The organism is Brevibacillus sp. NRS-1366, assembly GCF_050467985.1.
On record NZ_JBITPN010000001.1, the window covers coordinates 78,534 to 96,925 of the forward strand.

The following is an 18,392-nucleotide window of genomic DNA, read 5'->3' on the forward strand; positions in this document are numbered from 1 at the left end:
GTCCGGTTATGCGTAGCATGCCTTTAGATCATGTAAGATTTTTTCTTGATCCATTCCTTCACCGATAAAGACAGCTACCATTTTGGGACCGAAATTCTCAAAAGGGAACAGATGAACCTGATTATCCGTATGTTGAAAGGAGATCAGCTCCTGTTTTCCATGAAAGAGAACATAGCCTTTGGCACGATAGACAGTCTTAGGTAATGCATAAAGGAAGTTTTCAAACTTTTCTGGATGAACCGGTCCCGTAAATTGGTAGGAAAAGCTATCAATGCTGTTGTAAAGGGAAGGCTGGCTTGTCCTAAGTCCAAGCGATTGCTTGAGCTTATCCAGAGGGGACAGACGACCGATTGTTTTTTGCACGGGTACGGTCTTCGCCGATCCTATTTCCCGTGTATGCTGCTTGGCAATTCGTTCGACCGCCAAAAGACTGCCGAGGTCCATGTCGCCTTGAATGGTTGAATGAATCGGAGCACTAGGATTATATTCCCTTACTTTCTGTTCGACTTTCTGGAGCACATCTGCAGCCGTGAGGTCGATTTTATTTAATAGGATCAAGTCGGCGTATTTGACTTGGTTGCGTATCGTTTTGACCAAAGAGCTTGTAGATGAAAAACGGGAGTTGAGATCCAAGAAGCGGGAGGCATCAACAACACTTACGATTCCACGCAAATCGAGTTGATCGTACAATTCCGGGTGGGTCAGGGCATCGACCACGTCAATCGGGTCAGCGACACCAGTCGTCTCAATGAGAATGCGATCCGGATTGATTGAGTGGAGGATATCTTTTAATCCTTCCGTTAATTCCCCCTGGATAGAGCAGCAGATGCAGCCGTCCAATAATTTCTTTACCGGAAAGCCAAATCCTTGTAATTGTTCTCCGTCAATATCCTCCTCACCCATTTCGTTCATCAAGACAACTACCTTGTCATCTTGCTTCTGTAAATGAGTAAGCAGCTTTTGCAAAAGAGTGGTTTTACCGCTTCCCAAGTATCCAGTCAGTAAGTATATGTGAGCACTCATCTATTCCTGCCTCCTTATAAAACCCCTTTCGCCCATCAATATATCATACTTTTATCAGAAAATTAAATGTTGTCAGTAGTATGACAAACTTTCAGGCAATATCAGGGAAACAGTGAGAATCCTGCATCCAGTGTCTTGAAATCCACATATGATTAAGATATAGTCATTGTGGAACTTCTACGATGGAGGGTTGACATGTCTAAGATCCATGCCGTGGTTCTGGCCGCTGGTCAGGGTACCCGGATGAAATCGAAGCTGTACAAGGTCCTGCACCCTGTGTGCGGAAAGCCAATGGTCCAGCATGTAGTGGATACGCTGGCTGATATGCAGGTTGAGGATATCGTTGTCGTCGTAGGTCATGGTGCTGACACAGTCCGCGCCAAACTAGGCGAAGGTGTCACTTATGCACTGCAAGAAGAACAGTTGGGAACGGCACATGCCGTTTCGCAGGCAGCGCCGTTTTTACAAGATAAAGAAGGCATTACGTTTCTTTTGTACGGAGACGTCCCTCTCTTGTCTGCTCAGACGTTGTCCGCCTTGCTGACCTATCACAATGAACAGCAAGCGGCTGCAACGGTTCTGACAGCCGTGCTTCCTGATCCTACCGGTTATGGTCGCATCGTGCGCAATGAGTCGGGCGAAGTATTGCGAATCGTGGAACACAAGGACGCTTCCGATGAGGAAAGGGCGATCCAAGAGATTAATACGGGAATATATTGTTATGACAACCGAAAAATGTGGAAAGCCTTGGCGGAAGTGAAAAATGACAACGTCCAAGGTGAATACTACGTAACAGACTGTATCGGTATTTTACGGGATGCCGGTGAAAAAGTAGCAGCTTTCAAAGCAGTCGACCCGGATGAAACGATGGGCGTCAACGATCGCGTACAATTATCCGAAGCTGAAAGCTACATGCGCAGACGTATTGCGGTCACGCATATGCGCAATGGTGTGACGATTATTGATCCGTCCTCAACGTATATCGAGGCGGATGTAACGATTGGGGCAGATACCGTTATTCAACCAGGTACCCACCTGCGCGGGCGGACAACCATCGGATCAGATTGTGTCATCGGTCCACAAGCCGATTTGACGAATGTAGAGGTAGCTGATGGGGTTTCCATTACGTATGCTGTTCTGGTAGATGCGAGTGTCGATGCTGAATCTACGGTTGGACCGTACGCATACGTTCGTCCTGGAACGCAAATCGGACGAAAAGCTAAGGTCGGCGATTTCGTTGAATTGAAAAATGCGAAAATTGGTGACGGCACAAAGGTCCCTCATCTTAGCTATGTGGGTGACGCAGAGATTGGTGATGGCGTCAATATTGGCTGTGGAACCATTACAGTCAATTACGATGGCGCGGTCAAGCATAAAACGATCGTGCAGGATGGAGCGTTCATTGGTTGCAACACCAATTTAGTGGCTCCGGTAACGGTTGGACAAAATGCGTATGTGGCTGCAGGCTCCACCATTAATCAGGATGTGCCAGATAATGCGCTTGCGATCGCTCGTGAGCGTCAGGTCAATAAATTAGATTACGCTAGCAAAATGCCTCGCAAGGGCAAAAAGCAATCATAACGGGAGGTTCTTGAGAAGATCATGGCTAATTACCGCGACCCAAAACTGAAGGTATTTACGTGCAACGCAAACCCAGAACTGGCAAAAGAAATCGCTGAACACATTGGTGTACCGCTCGGAAACGCACAAGCAGTGCGCTTTAGTGATGGCGAATGCCAAATCAAATTGAATGAAAGCGTTCGCGGTTGTGACGTATTTGTTATTCAGCCAACGTCTGCTCCCGTTAATGAACACCTGATGGAGCTTTTGGTAATGGTCGATGCACTCAAGCGCGCTTCGGCAAAAAGCATCAACGTGGTTATTCCTTACTACGGTTATGCTCGCCAAGATCGTAAAGCTCGCGCTCGCGATCCGATCACTGCCAAGCTGGTTGCTAATCTGATCGAAACAGCAGGTGCTCAACGTGTAATCACAATGGACCTGCATGCTACACAGATCCAAGGATTCTTTGACATCCCTGTAGATCATCTGCTGGGTGTGCCGATTTTGGCAAAACACTTCTCCGAAAAAGGCCTGAAAGACATCGTTGTCGTATCGCCTGACCATGGCGGTGTTACTCGCGCTCGTAAACTGGCAGAACGTTTGGAAGCGCCAATCGCCATCATCGACAAGCGTCGCCCTGAGCCAAACGTAGCAGAAGTCATGAACATTGTCGGCAACATCGAAGGTAGAACCGCAATCATCATTGATGATATCATTGACACCGCTGGAACCATCACATTGGCTGCTAATGCCTTGGTGGAAGCGGGTGCCCGTGATGTATACGCATGCTGCACGCATCCAGTTCTGTCTGGACCAGCTATCGAGCGCATCGCCAACTCCAAGATTCATGAGTTGATCGTAACCAACTCGATCCCACTGACAGATGAACAAATCATTGATAAGATTACCGTTCTTTCCGTAGCGCCGATCATTGGCGAAGCGATCATTCGTGTACACGAAGAGCTATCCGTAAGCAAGCTGTTTGATTAATGAAGACATCCCCTTTCAGGGGATTGAAATAAACCTCCGATGGACAAGCTAGTGAGGAAACTTTTACTAGCGGCCAAAGGAGGTTTTTTTGTGGAAGCGATACAAGCGAGCATTCGCCGCAAAGGAGAAATAGCGACAACGAATAAAGAACTGCGCCGTCAAGGATGGGTTCCGGCAATCGTCTACGGTTCCGAGGTGACCAATATGCCAATCCAGGTAAAAGTAATGGAACTGGATCAGGCACTGCGCCATCAAACGATCAACATGCCGTTTAAACTGGTCATTAACGGAAATGAGCATACAGTCATGATCTACGATCTGCAGCGCCATCCTGTGACGACTAACATTTTGCATGCCGACTTCAAACAGATCAACATGAACGAAAAAGTCCACACGAGCGTACCGGTGTTGATGACCGGCGATCCGGAACTGGGGGTAGCCACCTTAATCCGTCATAATGTGGAGGTTAAGTGCCTGCCAGGCAACATTCCCGAGTCGTTTACGGTCGATGTCGATGGATTTAACATCGGGGACGTAGTGCTGGTAAAAGATCTGGAGATTCCAGCAGGTATTGAGGTTGGGGTAGACGAGATGGAAGTGCTGATCAGCGTATTGCCAGTCAAAGCCAAATCTGAGGAATCCATAGAGGCGCAACATGATGCTGCTGAGGTAGCGGAAAAGGCAGCAGAAGCAACAGAGCAAGCGAAAAGAGTATAGCGGTTGGAAAAGAGCTCAGATGGACGAATCTGAGCCTTTTTTGTCGTTCTAATGGACATGCATCCATGCAAAAAAGAACCGATTTCATACCTTGAATATATGCAAATAGAGAGGGTGAAATTGAGTCGGGTATGGACAATTTTCTTTGGGTTGCATTGGGTGCAGGCATCACACTGATTGTAGGGGCGCTAGTTTGGCTCTACGTGCGGTATTGGGTGAGGACACTCGGGCAGTATATAGCTGAGGACGAAAGACCAGACGGGCCATATCGTGTACTACGTAAGGTGCAAACTCCTTTTCAGAAAGTCGCTTTGGTCGAGCACGATGACCAGATGTTAGTCTACGCAAATGGTTATGTCATGTTTGGTACTACCGAGGATGAGGACATGTACGGAGAAGCCCTGATTCATGTTCCGTTGTCCCTGGCAAAGAAGCGAGATCGCGTCCTGCTCGTTGGTGCGGGTGGCGGAATTACGACAAGGGAAGTACTGCTGTATCCAGATGTCGGGGAGATCACGGTTGTCGACATTGATCCCGTGATGATGGAGTTCGGCAAGACCTTAGAGGAACTGGTCAAGTTTAATCAAGGCTCGCTGAACCATCCCAAGGTACGTACAGTAGTGGAAGATGGCAGGGCATTCCTTGAGCAAAACGAGGAGAAGTGGGATGTTATTATTTTGGACCTTCCCGAACCGACGTTGGATAGCATCGCACTCAGTCGTCTTTACAGCTGGGAATTTTACAGGCTCTTGATGGATCGTCTGAATCCTGGTGGAATTGTCGGCATTGCCTGCTCGGTAGTATCCTACATGCCCGAATACTACTGGACTATTCAAGCAACGCTCAAGTCAGCCGGTTTTCATGTATTGCCGTATCACTTTGACGTTCTTGTGGAGCACGAAGAGGACTGGGGGTACGTTGTGGCATCGACCAGACCCATTACATCTGGAGAAGTGCGTATTTCCGTTCCAAACCGTTACCTGACCCCTTCGAGGCTGAAAGATATGTTCCATATCCGTTATGGATACTCGAAATATTGGGAAGAGGATGAAATCCAAACAGACAGAAACCGGGTGCTAGCATTACTCGAGGATGAATCAGATTAGGTACGTCTTATTTGGCTCCACTTTAGGTGGGGCTTTTCCTTTTGTTCATGATGGCATTCTAGTACAATGAGGGGAGATTAGGAGGGGTCAGCGTGAAAGTAATCATCGGATTAGGCAACCCGGGCAAAAAATATGAAGATACAAGACATAATGCTGGATTTATGGCCATAGATAAGATTAGCGAGAAATGGGGAATCCCTGTTGCGCAGAACAAATTCCGAGCGCTTGTAGGCGAAGGCAGGCTGGAAGGGGAAAAGGTTCTTCTGGTAAAGCCGCAGACGTATATGAACCTGTCTGGCGAATCCGTCGCGGAGATTCTTAAATTTTACAAGCTGATTCCAGATGAATTAGTCGTCATTTTTGATGATCTCGATTTGCCGACGGGGCAGCTACGCTTGCGCGAAAAAGGCAGTGCAGGCGGACATAACGGGATCAAGTCCATGATTGCCCATTTGGGTACGCAAGATTTCAAGCGCATCAAGGTAGGAATCGGCCGTCCTGAACCAGGCAGGAGCGTAAGCGATTACGTATTGCAGTCATTCCCTGCTGCCGAGAAAGCGGACATCAACGAGGCTGTCTGCCTTGCAGCAGATGCGGCTGCCATGTGGACAAGAGAGTCGTTTTTAAAAGTGATGAATCATTTTAACAGCTTGAAAAAGTAACCGATAAAAATCGTTTCGACCGTACTTGGGTCGTGTTTGTCTAGTATGATTTGCCAACCAAACGACCATACTAAACGATATGAACAGTATGGGGGTGGCATATACATGAGCATACGATACTCATGTCGTTGTTGTGGTATGAAAATTGCAGAATTTGACGAATCACAAGTGACAGAAGCTCAGCTCGGTTTTGATTCCTTGACCCCAGAGGACCGTGCTCTTATAATATCGAGAGAACAAGGTGGAGATACGGTTGTCAGCATCACGTGCGATTATTGCCGTGAAGCGCTGATTCAGCATCCAGAGCTTTCGCTAGTTGGAAACCCACTGCAATAGGTGGATACTCATTTAGGAAGGCTTGCACTGACAAGGTCTTAGCTTGGGGAGCTAAGGCTTCTTTTCGCATGGTCGACCTACGATTTTATAGCTTCTGTTCAAACTTTCTGAAACGCATGAAATCTTTAGCGTGAAAACGCGGTCGCTCCGCCATGAAAAGTCCTCGGAAGAATTACCCGAGAAGAATGAGAGAGGGGATTAGTGAATGCAAGTCATCATTAACCCGATGAAACAGGACACGAACGTCGGGACGATCGTGGCTGGACTGGAAAAGGGACTACATGAGCAGCTCGTCTCCGGGCTGGCTGGTTCAGCTAGGCAGACGCTGATGGCGACAGTAAAACAAATGACTGATCGCCCCATTTGCGTTGTGACGCATAACATGTACCAAGCACAAAAAGTATACGAAGATCTGATCGAGCTAGTGGATCCCGATCAAGTATTGCTCTATCCCGGTAATGAATTGATTGGATCGGAGCTCGCTGTTGCCAGTCCGGAAATGCTGGCGCAGAGGATTCACGTATTCAACCGTTTGGCCCAAGGCTTTACGGGTTTTTTGGTTGCGCCTTTCGCTGGTTTGCGTCGATTGGTTGTGCCTGTTCACGTATGGAAGGACGCGCAGATCAAGCTAGCTGTCGGCGAAGAGCTGGACATTGAGTCGTTTTTACTTCGCTGTATTGAGCTTGGCTACGAGCGCGTCGATATGGTCGAGCGAAAAGGCGAATTGAGTGTTCGCGGCGGTATTATCGACCTTTATCCCATTGATTCGGAATGGCCTGTGCGTATCGAGCTGTTCGATGTTGAAATCGACTCGATCCGTACCTTTGACATGCTTACCCAACGTTCTTTGGAATCGGTCCAGACCTACGTCCTCGGACCGGCGAAGGAAATGTTTGCTTCCACCCCGTTATTGCAGGAATCCGCTGTTCGTTTAGAGCAGAAGCTTGGTGAAACCGTTGCCAAGCTAAAAGATGGGGCTGCCAAAGAAAAAGTCGTCGAACGCATTGGCACAGATGTGGAGAGAATGAGCCAGGGGCAGCGTTTTCCTCATCTTTATTCGTACATTTCCGTTATTTACCCGACACAGGATACACTCTTGTCTTACATGCCTTCTGACACTCTGCTCATCATAGACGAACCTTCCCGTGTATTGGATACGTCTGCCCAGTTGCAAAAAGAGGAAGGCGAATGGCTCACCGGAAGAATGATTCAGGGTGAATATATGGCTAATCTGAGCCTATCCCGTACGTACGAAGAGATCGTCTCAACGAAAAAGCGACAGATCGTATACTTGTCCTTGTTCCTCAGACAATCTCCGAAGACCCAGCCGCAAAATATCGTTAATTTAACCTGTCGCACCATGCAAAATTTCCACGGACAAATGAATGTGCTGAAAACAGAGCTGGCTCGATGGAAAAAATCGCAGGATCAGATCGTTTTTGTTGCAGCAGACATGGAGCGTGCCAAACGACTGGAGCGCGTCTTGCATGACTACGAGATGGAAGCCGACGTCCTGGGAGAAGCTGTCGAAATGGTGCCTCCGGGCCGTCCAACGATTATTTTGGGCAACCTGCAGACAGGATTTGAGCTGCCTTTAAATAAGCTGGTCGTCATTACAGAGGGCGAGGTATTTACAGCGAAGCAGCGCAAGGCGCGTAAAGTTCAGCAAACGATGAACAACGCCGAGCGGATCAAAAACTACCTGGAGCTAAAACCTGGCGATTATGTCGTTCACGTGAATCACGGGATTGGAAAATACCTCGGAATTGAAACCAAGGAAATACTCGGAATTCATAAAGATTACCTTCATATTCAATACGCGGCAGGAGATAGTCTGTTTGTTCCAATTGATCAGATCGACCATGTGCAAAAGTATGTGGCGAGTGAAGAAGCCCAGCCCAAAATATACAGCCTGGGTGGCAGCGAGTGGAAGCGCGTCAAAAACAAGGTCCAGTCCTCGGTTAAAGATATTGCTGAGGATTTGATCAAGCTGTACGCTTCCCGCGAAGCGGCGGTAGGCCATTCGTTTTCCACCGATACGACAGAGCAGCGTGAGTTCGAGTCGATGTTCCCGTATCAGGAAACGCCAGACCAGCTACGGGCCATTGCTGAGGTCAAGTCTGACATGGAGCGCAAACGTCCGATGGATCGCCTGGTCTGCGGGGACGTAGGCTACGGAAAAACCGAGGTAGCGATTCGTGCTGCCTTCAAGTCGGTAATGGACGGAAAGCAGGTAGCCGTTCTCGTTCCGACGACGATTTTGGCGCAGCAGCACTACGAAACATTCCGTGAGCGCTTCTCCGATTATCCGATTCGTGTCGAGGTATTGAGCCGTTTCCGATCACGTAAAGAACAGAATGCTACGTTGAAAGGGTTGAAGGAGGGTATAGTCGACGTCGTCATTGGTACACATCGTCTGCTTTCTAAAGACTTGCAGTTCCGCGAGCTTGGACTGCTCATCGTGGATGAGGAGCAGCGCTTCGGTGTGAGTCACAAGGAAAAGCTGAAACAGATCAAAACCAATGTCGATGTCATGACGCTGACCGCTACCCCGATTCCACGTACCTTGCATATGTCCATGCTGGGAGTGCGTGATTTGTCCGTTATCGAAACACCGCCAGAAAATCGTTTCCCCGTGCAGACGTACGTCATGGATTACAGTCCAGCTCTGGTGCGCGAAGCGATCGAACGGGAGATGGCCCGCGATGGGCAGGTCTTCTTCCTCTATAATCAGGTACAAGGAATCGAACAAATGGCGGAGCAAATCTCTATGCTGGTTCCAGATGCCCGTATCGCGGTAGCTCATGGACAGATGAACGAGAGCGAGCTGGAAGGGGTTATCCTCGACTTTTTAGAGGGCAATTTCGATGTGCTCGTTAGTACGACGATTATTGAGACGGGTGTGGACATCCCGAATGTCAACACACTGATTATCTACAATGCTGACAAAATGGGCTTGTCCCAGCTTTACCAGCTGCGTGGACGGGTAGGGCGTTCCAATCGGATCGCTTACGCTTACTTTACGTATCAGCGAGACAAGGTGCTGACAGAAGTAGCTGAGAAGCGTCTGCAGGCCATCAAGGAATTTACCGAGCTGGGCTCAGGGTTTAAGATCGCTATGCGCGACCTGTCCATTCGTGGTGCAGGGAATTTGCTCGGCGCCGAGCAGCACGGGTTTATCAATACAGTGGGATTTGATTTGTACAGCCAGATGCTCAAGGATGCCATCGACGAGCTCAAAGGCGAAGTCAGACAGGAAATCGTCACTCCAGTGGAAATCAATCTGCAATTGGATGCGTATATTCCTTCGATGTACATTACGGATAGCCGCCAAAAAATTGAAATGTACAAAAAGTTTGTCGCCGTCTCCTCGCTGGAAGACGTGGACGATCTGTCGGAAGAGCTGCTTGACCGTTTTGGTCCGGTACCAAAGCCGGTCGATAACCTCCTGACCATTTCGCGGATGCGTGTCTATGCCCTGCAGCACCACATCACGGAGATCAGCCAAAAGAATCCAGATGAGATTAAGCTCTTCCTCCACCCTAGCCAAAACAACAACATTGACGGGGGAGCCTTGTTTGCTCTTGCCAGTAGTTGGAGTAGGAGAGTAGGCCTCTCGGGTGGACAACAGATCACCATTGCTGTTAAAGTAAAGGGGTTAAGAGAAGACGAGGGCGTGCAGTTGGTTGAAAAGCTGCTGCGTCAATTTCACCAGGTGCGTAGAGACACCGGCACGGAAAGCCCTGTGTCCTAGACAAATGAGTGGGCTTGCCAGGAAGGGAGAACCATATTATGAAACGTTCTGTAGCCATTTTATCTTCGGCTGTATTAGTCGTGGCCCTCATGACAGGATGCGGAAAAGCGGAAGAGAATGCTCAGCCTAACCAACCACCAGCGAATCAGACAGATGGTCAAAACGGGAATCAGGCAGCCGATGCCACAGATCCTTTGACTCAATTTCCTAAATTAGCACTGCCGTTTACAGTAGATCCGAAAGCAGCGATTGTCGAGTATCAAGGAGGCACAGTGACAGGTCAGGAGTTCGAAGAATTCCTGCGTGTCATTAACTTCATGAACCCTCAACAAGGCGGCATGATCGAAATAGCCGACAACGATGCACTGAAAGCTTTTGCCCGTGAGTATACATCAACCAAGATTCTTGCATCCCGCGCAGATGCTGCTATGCAAAAGGAATCGAGAGATCTGGCAGAGAAAACCTTTGAGAAAATCAAAGGCCAGTACATGGGCTTCCTTGGAAAAGATGAAGCCAAGTTTACTAAGCTCGTAGAAGGACAGGGCGTTACCAAGGAAAAGGTTGTCAACCAAATGGCGCTTATCAATGACTCGATCAATGTGCTGAAAAAGAACATTGATGACGCGACATTAAAGCCAATCTATGACAGCATGGATAAAACATCCCGTACGACTGCATCTGTACGTCATATCCTGATCTCCACAGAAAGCCGTAAGCCAGAAGAAGCATTGAAGTTGGCTAACGATCTGGAAGCCCGCCTGAAAAAGGGTGAGGATTTCGCGAAGTTGGCAACCGAATTCACTGATGACCCAGGCAGCAAGCAAAATGGTGGCCTGTATGAAAATGCTGACGTATCCCAATGGGTGCCTGAGTTTAAAGAGGCATCCTTGACGCAAAAAGTAGGCGAAGTGGGACCACCGGTAAAAACGGATTATGGCTACCACATCATCAAAGTGGAGAGCCGTAAGGAAAAAACGTTCGACGAAATGAAGGATCAACTCCGTGGGACAGCACTGGAGAAAGCATACGATTCATTTGGCAAAAACGAGCTGGACAAGCTCATTACCAAATACAATGTTCCGGAGTCGAAACAGCCGGCTGCGAAGTAAATTCAGAGGTTCACCGAAAAAACAGGGAAGCGGGTTTCCCTGTTTTTTCGTTTTCTCGCATATTCTTGAAACATGGGCAAATACTATAATCACTCGCTACCACCCGGGGGAGAGTAACTGAAACAATCTGGTAAAAATTACAACCGTCACCCATAGTTAAAATTAGAATTTGAGGAAAAAATACAGGTAACCAACCAACACCACCAATCATTTCACTACCCACTTCTCAGGGAAAGCGAGGCAACAAGACATGAAAGCAACTGGTATCGTTCGTCGAATTGACGACCTCGGTCGGGTCGTGATTCCCAAGGAGATTCGTCGTACACTGCGCATTCGTGAAGGCGACCCGCTTGAGATTTTTGTGGATCGTGACGGAGAAGTCATTCTCAAGAAGTATTCGCCTATAGGAGAATTGGGTGATTTCGCAAAAGAATACGCTGACTCTCTGTATGAGAGCATGAATCATACCGTATTGATTTCGGACAGGGACAGCGTGATTGCCGTATCAGGAGCGTCGAAAAAGGAATATCTGGAAAAGGCAATTGGCAGCATCGTGGAAAAAAGTTTAGAAGAGAGAAAAACGCGTCTGGAGAAAAATACGGGGTCGTATGAAATTTGTCGGGATATGAGTGAGACGTATGGCTCATTTGTCATAGCTCCGATCGTAGCTGGCGGTGATCCGATCGGTTCTGTCATGCTCCTCAATAAGAATGAGTCTACCAAGATGAGTGATTTGGAGATGAAGATGGCAGAAACTGCAGCTGGATTCCTCGCCAAACAGATGGAACAATAGGTGTATGAAAAGAAACAGCCTCGCATGCCGGGGCTGTTTTGCTTGTGCCCATTTGACTGCACTATCGGACTATAAAAAATATAAGGATGATAGTATAAGTGCAACTAAGGCCCTGCCTGCGCCAATAGGCTTGGCAAAGCCAAGTTTGCAAATGGTATAATGGACGAAGTTTCTGGTTGGAGAGGAGAAATTTCACGCACATGGGTCAAGAAAAGGCATCTGTACAATTTGTGAAGGGCGCTGCGATTCTCGGGGTTGCCGGTCTTGTCTCCAAACTGTTGGGCGCAGTATACCGCATTCCGTACCAAAATATTGCCGGTGACATCGGTTTGTACGTATACATGCAAGTATACCCGCTATATACCACCCTCTTGATCTTGGCGACAGCGGGTTTCCCTATTGCCATCTCCAAGATTGTATCGGAGCGAGTGGCAGTCGGCGATGTGATCGGGGCACGCAGAGCATTTCGCGTTGCCAGTATTTCGCTTGTTATCCTCGGCTTCTTTTTCTTTCTCCTGTTGTACTCAGGAGCGCCTCTAATCGCCAGCTTTATGGGCGACCAGCATCTGACTACTCCGCTACGTGCGGTGGCTTGGTCGTTGCCATTGGTACCGATGGCAGCTATTTTACGTGGATATTTCCAAGGACATCAGAATATGATGCCCACAGGTGTTTCTCAAGTAATCGAGCAGCTGATTCGGGTTGTTTTCATCCTTTTGTCTGCTTTCTGGGCGATGAATGTGTATCAAGATGCTTATTTGGCGGGAACAGGCGCGGTATTTGCTGCCTTCCCTGGTGGAGTGGCTGCCGTTCTCGTATTGTTGTGGTATTGGAAAAAGGACAAGCAGACGGTGCTGCCTGCTGCCCATCAGGTGCAATCATCCGGAGTAAAAGCATGGACGAATCGCCAGGTGCTGCAAAGTCTGTTGTATTATGCATTGCCAATCTGTATGGGGGCATTGGTGTTACCGCTTATCCCGCTGGTGGATTCGGTGACGGTCGTAAACATGCTGCAATGGAGCGGCATGCACGAAGACTTGGCCAAGCTGGCAAAAGGTGCGTTTGACCGTGGTCAGCCACTCATTCAGTTTGGGACGTTTTTTGCGACTTCCCTTTCGCTGGCATTGGTTCCGGCTATTAGTGAAGCAGCGGCTCAGCGTCAGCATAAGCTGATTGCCAACCGCTCGGAAGTAGCGATCCGCCTCACTTTTTTGCTCGGTCTTCCGGCATCCTTTGGACTTGCGCTACTCGCTGAACCGATCAATGTGATGCTCTACGGTGATGACAACGGAACACAGGCGCTTGCTGTTCAGTCATTCACCATCATTTTTGCGACGCTAAGTATTGCCAGTGCGGGTATTTTGCAAGGAATGGGACGTGTGATGCGGCCTGCCCGCAATTTGTTTATCGGCGTGATGGTCAAGCTCATACTCAATCTGGTCCTCGTGCCCTTCTGGGGAATTGCAGGTGCAGCGTTGTCCACGGTTTTGGCGTATTTGGTTGCGATGGGCTTGAATGTGCTCGCGGTCAAAAAGTATACCGGGGCTCAGATCGGTCTGCGCCAAACAGCACTGAAGCCTTTCATTTCTGTGGTAATGATGTCTGTGGTGGTTCTATTGGTTGAATGGGGAGCGAGTTCCCTGTTCGGCAAGGTCATTACTTCTGAGCGGCTTTTCCAAACGATCGTAGGCCTGATAGCAGTCGGTGCGGGTGCTATTGTCTATGTGATTTCGCTGCTGAAAACCGGCGGCCTGACGCGAGCAGACATTCATTTTTTACCGAAAGGCAAGCGAATAGCAGCGGTTTTAACCAAGTTTCAATTTCTTCCAAAGCAATAACGATTGACGTTAGGAATAGGTAAGGGGGCAAGACCATTGGACACAGCGAAAAGTACGATTACGGTAGTGGGCTTGGGTGCAGGCGATCTTGATCAGCTTCCGTACGGGATTTACCGTACACTCAAACAGGCAGCGCATCTGTACCTTAGAACGCAGGAGCATCCGGTCGTGGCCCAGTTGGTGGCAGAAGGTGTAGGGTACGAATCGTTTGATGCGGTATATGAGCAGCATGATGGTTTTGCTGAAGTGTATGCTGAGATTGTCGAGCGGCTGTTATCTAAAGCAGCGCAAGAAAGTGGGATCGTCTACGCCGTTCCTGGCCATCCCCTTGTAGCTGAGCGCACGGTGCAGCTCTTGCTGGAACAGGGCCCAGCGAGAGGTGTGAAGATCGAGATTGGCGGGGGCCAAAGCTTCATTGACCCGCTGTTCGCTAGTCTGAAAATAGATCCGATCGAAGGATTTTCTCTCCTGGACGGGACATCGCTTGTAGCACATCAGGTTTCTCCCGGACTGCATACGATTATTGCACAAGTCTACGACACCTTTATCGCCTCAGATGTGAAGCTGACCTTGATGGAGGTATTTCCGGATGACTTTCTCGTGACCGTTGCAACAGCAGTCGGCGTAAAAGGGGAAGAGCGGATCGAGACCGTGCCGTTGTATGAGCTGGATCGATTGGACCACTTCGGTAATCTGTCCCTTGTCTATGTTCCACCTGCACAAGATGAGCGTACCCTGTATCGTCAATTTTCTCATCTGAAAGAAATCGTCGCTATCCTGCGCAGTCCAGATGGTTGCCCGTGGGATCGCGAACAGACACACCAGAGTATCCGCAAGAATCTGATTGAAGAGACGTATGAGGTGCTGGAGACGATTGACGATGAGGATCCGGATGCGATGTGCGAGGAGCTGGGGGATCTTTTGATGCAGATCATGCTGCATTCGCAAATGGCTGCTGAAGAAGGGTATTTTACCGTCGATGACGTCGTTTCTACCTTGAATGAAAAGCTGGTCCGCCGTCATCCGCACGTATTCGGAGACAAGAGTGCAGAGGATTCGGAGGAGGCACTAGCGAACTGGCAGGAGATCAAGGCTCAGGAAAAAGTGGCAAAGGGAATCGACGTCACGATTCAGTCGCAATTGGCAGGCATCCCGAGAGACCTGCCTGCACTCATGTATGCGTACAAGCTGCAAAAGAAAGCGGCTCATGTCGGATTTGACTGGGACAATATTGCCGATGTTTACGCCAAAGTGGACGAAGAGTATCGTGAGCTGCAGGAAGCATCCGAGGAAGAGCGTGCGGGGGAACTGGGTGATCTGCTATTTGCAGTGGTGAATGTAGCGCGTTTCCTGGGGCTCGATCCCGAGGAAGCACTCGCACTGACCAATAAAAAGTTTCGAGATCGTTTTTCCTATATTGAAGACAAGCTCCGAGAAGCAGGCCGCTCATTTGAAGAGACGGATTTGCAGGAGATGGACAAGTGGTGGGAGGAAGCCAAGCACCACGCAAAAGGGAGAGGATAATCAATGAGACTAGACAAGTACCTGAAAGTATCACGCTTGATCAAACGCCGCACGCTCGCAAAAGAAGTATGCGACAAGGCACGTGTGGAAATCAATGATCGTCCAGCGAAAGCTTCGAGCAACGTAAAAATTGGCGACAAGCTAGCGATTCGTTTCGGTCAAAAGATCGTGTCTGTCAAAGTGGAGGATATTAAAGAGAACCCGCGCAAGGAAGAAGCGGCATCGCTCTACACCGTGCTCGGCGAAGTGCCGGTACCGCGTGATGAGAAGGAAGAGGACGCCTACATCAAAGGATAAGACCGGAGCGATTTTTCTACGACAGAATTATAGGGATAGGCAACCAGATAAATGTCTGGCTGCTCTATCCTTTTTTTGTCTGTTATTTTTTAGAAGAGTCCTATTATACTTCGTACGTACAACGAGGGTTAAACCCGCATGTAGGGTTTGTGACCAGGTGGTTAATCATGATTGATTACATCATGTGCCCAGCTTTGCTGATAGCCGAAAACGGGTTGAGTATTGCGCGAAAAAGGGCTGGTGAAGGTGCAAATTGGGCGAAGCGGTTGCCAATTAACAGCGAAGGGATATGAATATATAAAGAGCCTGGAGCAAAAATCATAGACGGCCTGCCGGTCCCTGTTTCCATCCTTTTTGTAGGATAGTCGATTTATGCAAAAAAAGGATATAATGGGTGTATATGAAAGCAAAAAGAAGGGATGTGGTAACAGATGCAACAAAGAGGAGTACAAATGGGTTATTTCTTGGCCATTTCGCTTTTGCTTTCTGCCTTGTTTTATTTCTTTGCGTCCAACTGGCCCGCGCTCGACCGCTGGGGAAAAATCGGTATAAGTACTGCGGTACTGGCTCTTTTTTATCTGTTTTCTTACGCAGGATCATATGTGTTGAAGCGTCATTCGTTTATTAGTAACTGGCTCCTAGTAGCAGGGGGATTGGCCTTTGGGCTCAGCGTCGCTTTGCTCGGACAAATATACAATTCACATGCCGATAGCTACATGCTGTTTGTCGTATGGTTTATACCAAATATACTGTTTGCCATCTTGACCCGCTATCAGCCTTTTTATGTGATTAGCTACGTCCTTGCGCACCTCGCGATCTGTTTTTTCCTGCAGCCCTCCGTCATCCGGGTGACTCACGAGGAAGAGTGGTGGTTCATGGTTTTTTGGCTTATTGCTCTGTGCAATATCGCCTTGTTATGGCTAACTGCGACAGGGAAAATTCAGTCGCGCGCGATCTATTATTTATCTTTTGCTGTCTTTCAAGTAAGCTTGTTCGGCTCGTCCTTTGTAGACGTATACGGTCCGTTCCCAGAGGTGTTGTACCTTTTGGTGGGGGCAGGGTTGTTTGTCACCTTTTTAAAATGGCTGCCAAACCGCGGGTTGTTGATTGCCACATCTTCATTCCTAGCGGTGTTTTTGATCGTACAGTTTTTCTGGTATATGCTTCAGTACTATTCAGAGGGCTTTTTCCTGATCGCGTTGCTGGTAGCGGCAGCTCTGGTATGGGGAGCAGTCGCAGGCATCAAATGGCTCAGGCAGGGATCGTCTCAGGAGAGCACGTGGGTGCGGTTTTTTCAGGAGGCGTTCACGGTGCTTGTCACTACGATTGCGGCTTCCATTGGAGCGATCTCCTTGGCGGGACTGTTGTTCCTGATTTTTGAGGACGATACTGTTGTTCATTTTCTCTTCTTTTTGTCACTGATCGGTTTCATTGCTCCGGTAATGTTCTTCTCTGGGATGAATTCCACGGTGCGATACACGCTACTTACGATGGGCTATATACTGGGTGCCAGCTCCGCGCTTTTTTTGGAGGGCTATTACTGGATTCTTTTCCTGGGAGTACTGGTATTCGCGTGGATCGCCGTATCCAGCATTCCAGCGAGATTGCTGACTCAACTAGCCTTTCTTCTCGTCCTGTTTTTTCAGCTCCATGAGTTTGATGTTTCCGACGAGCTCATATTATTGGTCTTCATTGTCTTCCAGCTGGTGATGTATTTCCTGCCGCAATTGCCAGTCGTATTGCAAAATAGTTCGCTGGTATATGCCTTACTCGCCTTTTTGATGCTGACAGAGTCAAATTCGTATGGAATCACGATGAACGTGACGATCAACGTACTGTTCTTTGGCTTCAGTACGTATATGCTCTATCGAACCCTGCAGGCGGGCAGGAGAGTGGATTTCGGGATTGTGCTTGGCTTCTGGTTTGCTTTTATGCTGATGAAATACTATGACCTTCTCTGGAGCTTGCTACACAAGTCGCTCAGTCTTTTGCTGCTCAGTATCGTGTTCTTTGGAGTTAGCTATTGGCTTGATCGCCGCTCCCGCGAAGAATGGGCATTGCCACAGCCGCCGATTTTTTCGCAGAAGCGCAAGAATGTGTTTCTGGGAGCTATTATCTTGCTGCAATTTGCGATCATTGGCTATCAGGTATGGAACAGCGAGTCGATTCTTGCAAAGGGAGCGACGGTAAAGCTGGAGCTGGCACCTGTTGATCCGCGTTCCCTTTTGCAGGGGGATTATGTTCGGTTAGCCTACACGATTTCCAGTCTCCCGCATGAGGAATTTTCAGCAGGCAAAAAGATTCGTGTCGTGCTTAGGAAACAGGAGAACGGTCTCTATGATTACAGCGGCTATTATGAGCAGAATGGTGTGTGGAACAAATCCTATACCGCACAGCCGTCTGATGTGATCATCAATGGGAATACGCTTGGCTACGAGCGGGTCGAATACGGCATCGAAAGCTTTTTTGTCCCAGAAGGAACGGGTTTGGAAATAGAGAGGAGCGCCAAGTACGCTATTGTAAAAGTAGGTGCCAAGGGCGATGCCCTATTGGAGAGCTTGTCGCCTCAATAAGAGGAAAAAAAGAGAAGCTGCTTGAATTACTGAGCGGCTTCTTTTGTGTGAGTGAGAAATGGTGCGCCTGGACACTGCAACTGACGGATTGCATACCGGACCAATGC

The 18,392-nt window shown here is 48.5% G+C and carries 15 protein-coding genes; 14 read left to right on the plus strand and 1 reads right to left on the minus strand.

From position 1 onward, the window contains the following. Window positions 1-6 precede the first annotated feature (6 nt). Window positions 7-1,023 carry a CobW family GTP-binding protein gene (locus tag ACIFQN_RS00455; protein ID WP_429831055.1) on the minus strand — a complete coding sequence of 339 codons (1,017 nt, stop codon included), beginning with the start codon at window positions 1,021-1,023 and terminating at the stop codon, window positions 7-9. Window positions 1,024-1,218: 195 nt separating this feature from the next. Between ACIFQN_RS00455 and glmU the strand changes: the two genes are divergently transcribed. From glmU to ACIFQN_RS00525, 14 genes are all read left to right on the plus strand, one after another. Next, a complete protein-coding gene (gene glmU, locus ACIFQN_RS00460) occupies window positions 1,219-2,604 on the plus strand; it encodes a bifunctional UDP-N-acetylglucosamine diphosphorylase/glucosamine-1-phosphate N-acetyltransferase GlmU (RefSeq protein WP_429831056.1) in 1,386 nt (461 codons plus the stop codon). Window positions 2,605-2,625: 21 nt separating this feature from the next. Then, the gene (locus ACIFQN_RS00465) at window positions 2,626-3,576 is read left to right on the plus strand and encodes a ribose-phosphate diphosphokinase (RefSeq protein WP_429831057.1); all 951 of its coding nucleotides are present in this window, start codon (window positions 2,626-2,628) and stop codon (window positions 3,574-3,576) included. 90 nt (window positions 3,577-3,666) lie between these two features. After that, the gene (locus tag ACIFQN_RS00470) at window positions 3,667-4,293 is read left to right on the plus strand and encodes a 50S ribosomal protein L25 (protein WP_429831058.1); all 627 of its coding nucleotides are present in this window, start codon (window positions 3,667-3,669) and stop codon (window positions 4,291-4,293) included. 131 nt (window positions 4,294-4,424) lie between these two features. Continuing rightward, window positions 4,425-5,399 (plus strand): spermidine synthase, encoded by a 975-nt coding sequence (locus tag ACIFQN_RS00475; protein ID WP_429831059.1) that lies wholly within the window; start codon window positions 4,425-4,427, stop codon window positions 5,397-5,399. 92 nt (window positions 5,400-5,491) lie between these two features. Continuing rightward, entirely contained in the window at window positions 5,492-6,061 is a 570-nt protein-coding gene (gene pth, locus ACIFQN_RS00480) for an aminoacyl-tRNA hydrolase (protein ID WP_429831060.1), read from the plus strand. A gap of 105 nt (window positions 6,062-6,166) precedes the next feature. Next, on the plus strand, window positions 6,167-6,397 hold the full coding sequence (locus tag ACIFQN_RS00485) for an anti-sigma-F factor Fin (RefSeq protein ID WP_429831061.1): 231 nt from the start codon (window positions 6,167-6,169) through the stop codon (window positions 6,395-6,397). Window positions 6,398-6,602: 205 nt separating this feature from the next. Beyond that, window positions 6,603-10,151, plus strand: coding sequence for a transcription-repair coupling factor (gene mfd, locus ACIFQN_RS00490; RefSeq protein WP_429831062.1), 3,549 nt, complete (start codon window positions 6,603-6,605; stop codon window positions 10,149-10,151). A gap of 38 nt (window positions 10,152-10,189) precedes the next feature. Then, on the plus strand, window positions 10,190-11,260 hold the full coding sequence (locus ACIFQN_RS00495; protein ID WP_429831063.1) for a peptidylprolyl isomerase: 1,071 nt from the start codon (window positions 10,190-10,192) through the stop codon (window positions 11,258-11,260). Between the two features lie 250 nt (window positions 11,261-11,510). After that, the gene (spoVT, locus tag ACIFQN_RS00500) at window positions 11,511-12,053 is read left to right on the plus strand and encodes a stage V sporulation protein T (RefSeq protein ID WP_429831064.1); all 543 of its coding nucleotides are present in this window, start codon (window positions 11,511-11,513) and stop codon (window positions 12,051-12,053) included. A gap of 200 nt (window positions 12,054-12,253) precedes the next feature. After that, window positions 12,254-13,891, plus strand: a complete 1,638-nt coding sequence (locus ACIFQN_RS00505) for a putative polysaccharide biosynthesis protein (RefSeq protein ID WP_429831065.1) — start codon at window positions 12,254-12,256, stop codon at window positions 13,889-13,891. A 36-nt stretch (window positions 13,892-13,927) separates the two neighbouring features. Further along, window positions 13,928-15,415: a nucleoside triphosphate pyrophosphohydrolase gene (mazG, locus tag ACIFQN_RS00510; protein ID WP_429831066.1), complete on the plus strand. Its 1,488-nt coding sequence runs from the start codon at window positions 13,928-13,930 to the stop codon at window positions 15,413-15,415. A 3-nt stretch (window positions 15,416-15,418) separates the two neighbouring features. Beyond that, complete coding sequence (locus ACIFQN_RS00515) at window positions 15,419-15,712, plus strand: RNA-binding S4 domain-containing protein (protein ID WP_429831067.1); 294 nt, start codon at window positions 15,419-15,421, stop codon at window positions 15,710-15,712. Window positions 15,713-15,879: 167 nt separating this feature from the next. Continuing rightward, window positions 15,880-16,005 (plus strand): hypothetical protein, encoded by a 126-nt coding sequence (locus tag ACIFQN_RS00520; protein ID WP_429831068.1) that lies wholly within the window; start codon window positions 15,880-15,882, stop codon window positions 16,003-16,005. Window positions 16,006-16,143: 138 nt separating this feature from the next. Then, complete coding sequence (locus ACIFQN_RS00525; RefSeq protein WP_429831069.1) at window positions 16,144-18,285, plus strand: GDYXXLXY domain-containing protein; 2,142 nt, start codon at window positions 16,144-16,146, stop codon at window positions 18,283-18,285. Window positions 18,286-18,392: the final 107 nt, after the last annotated feature.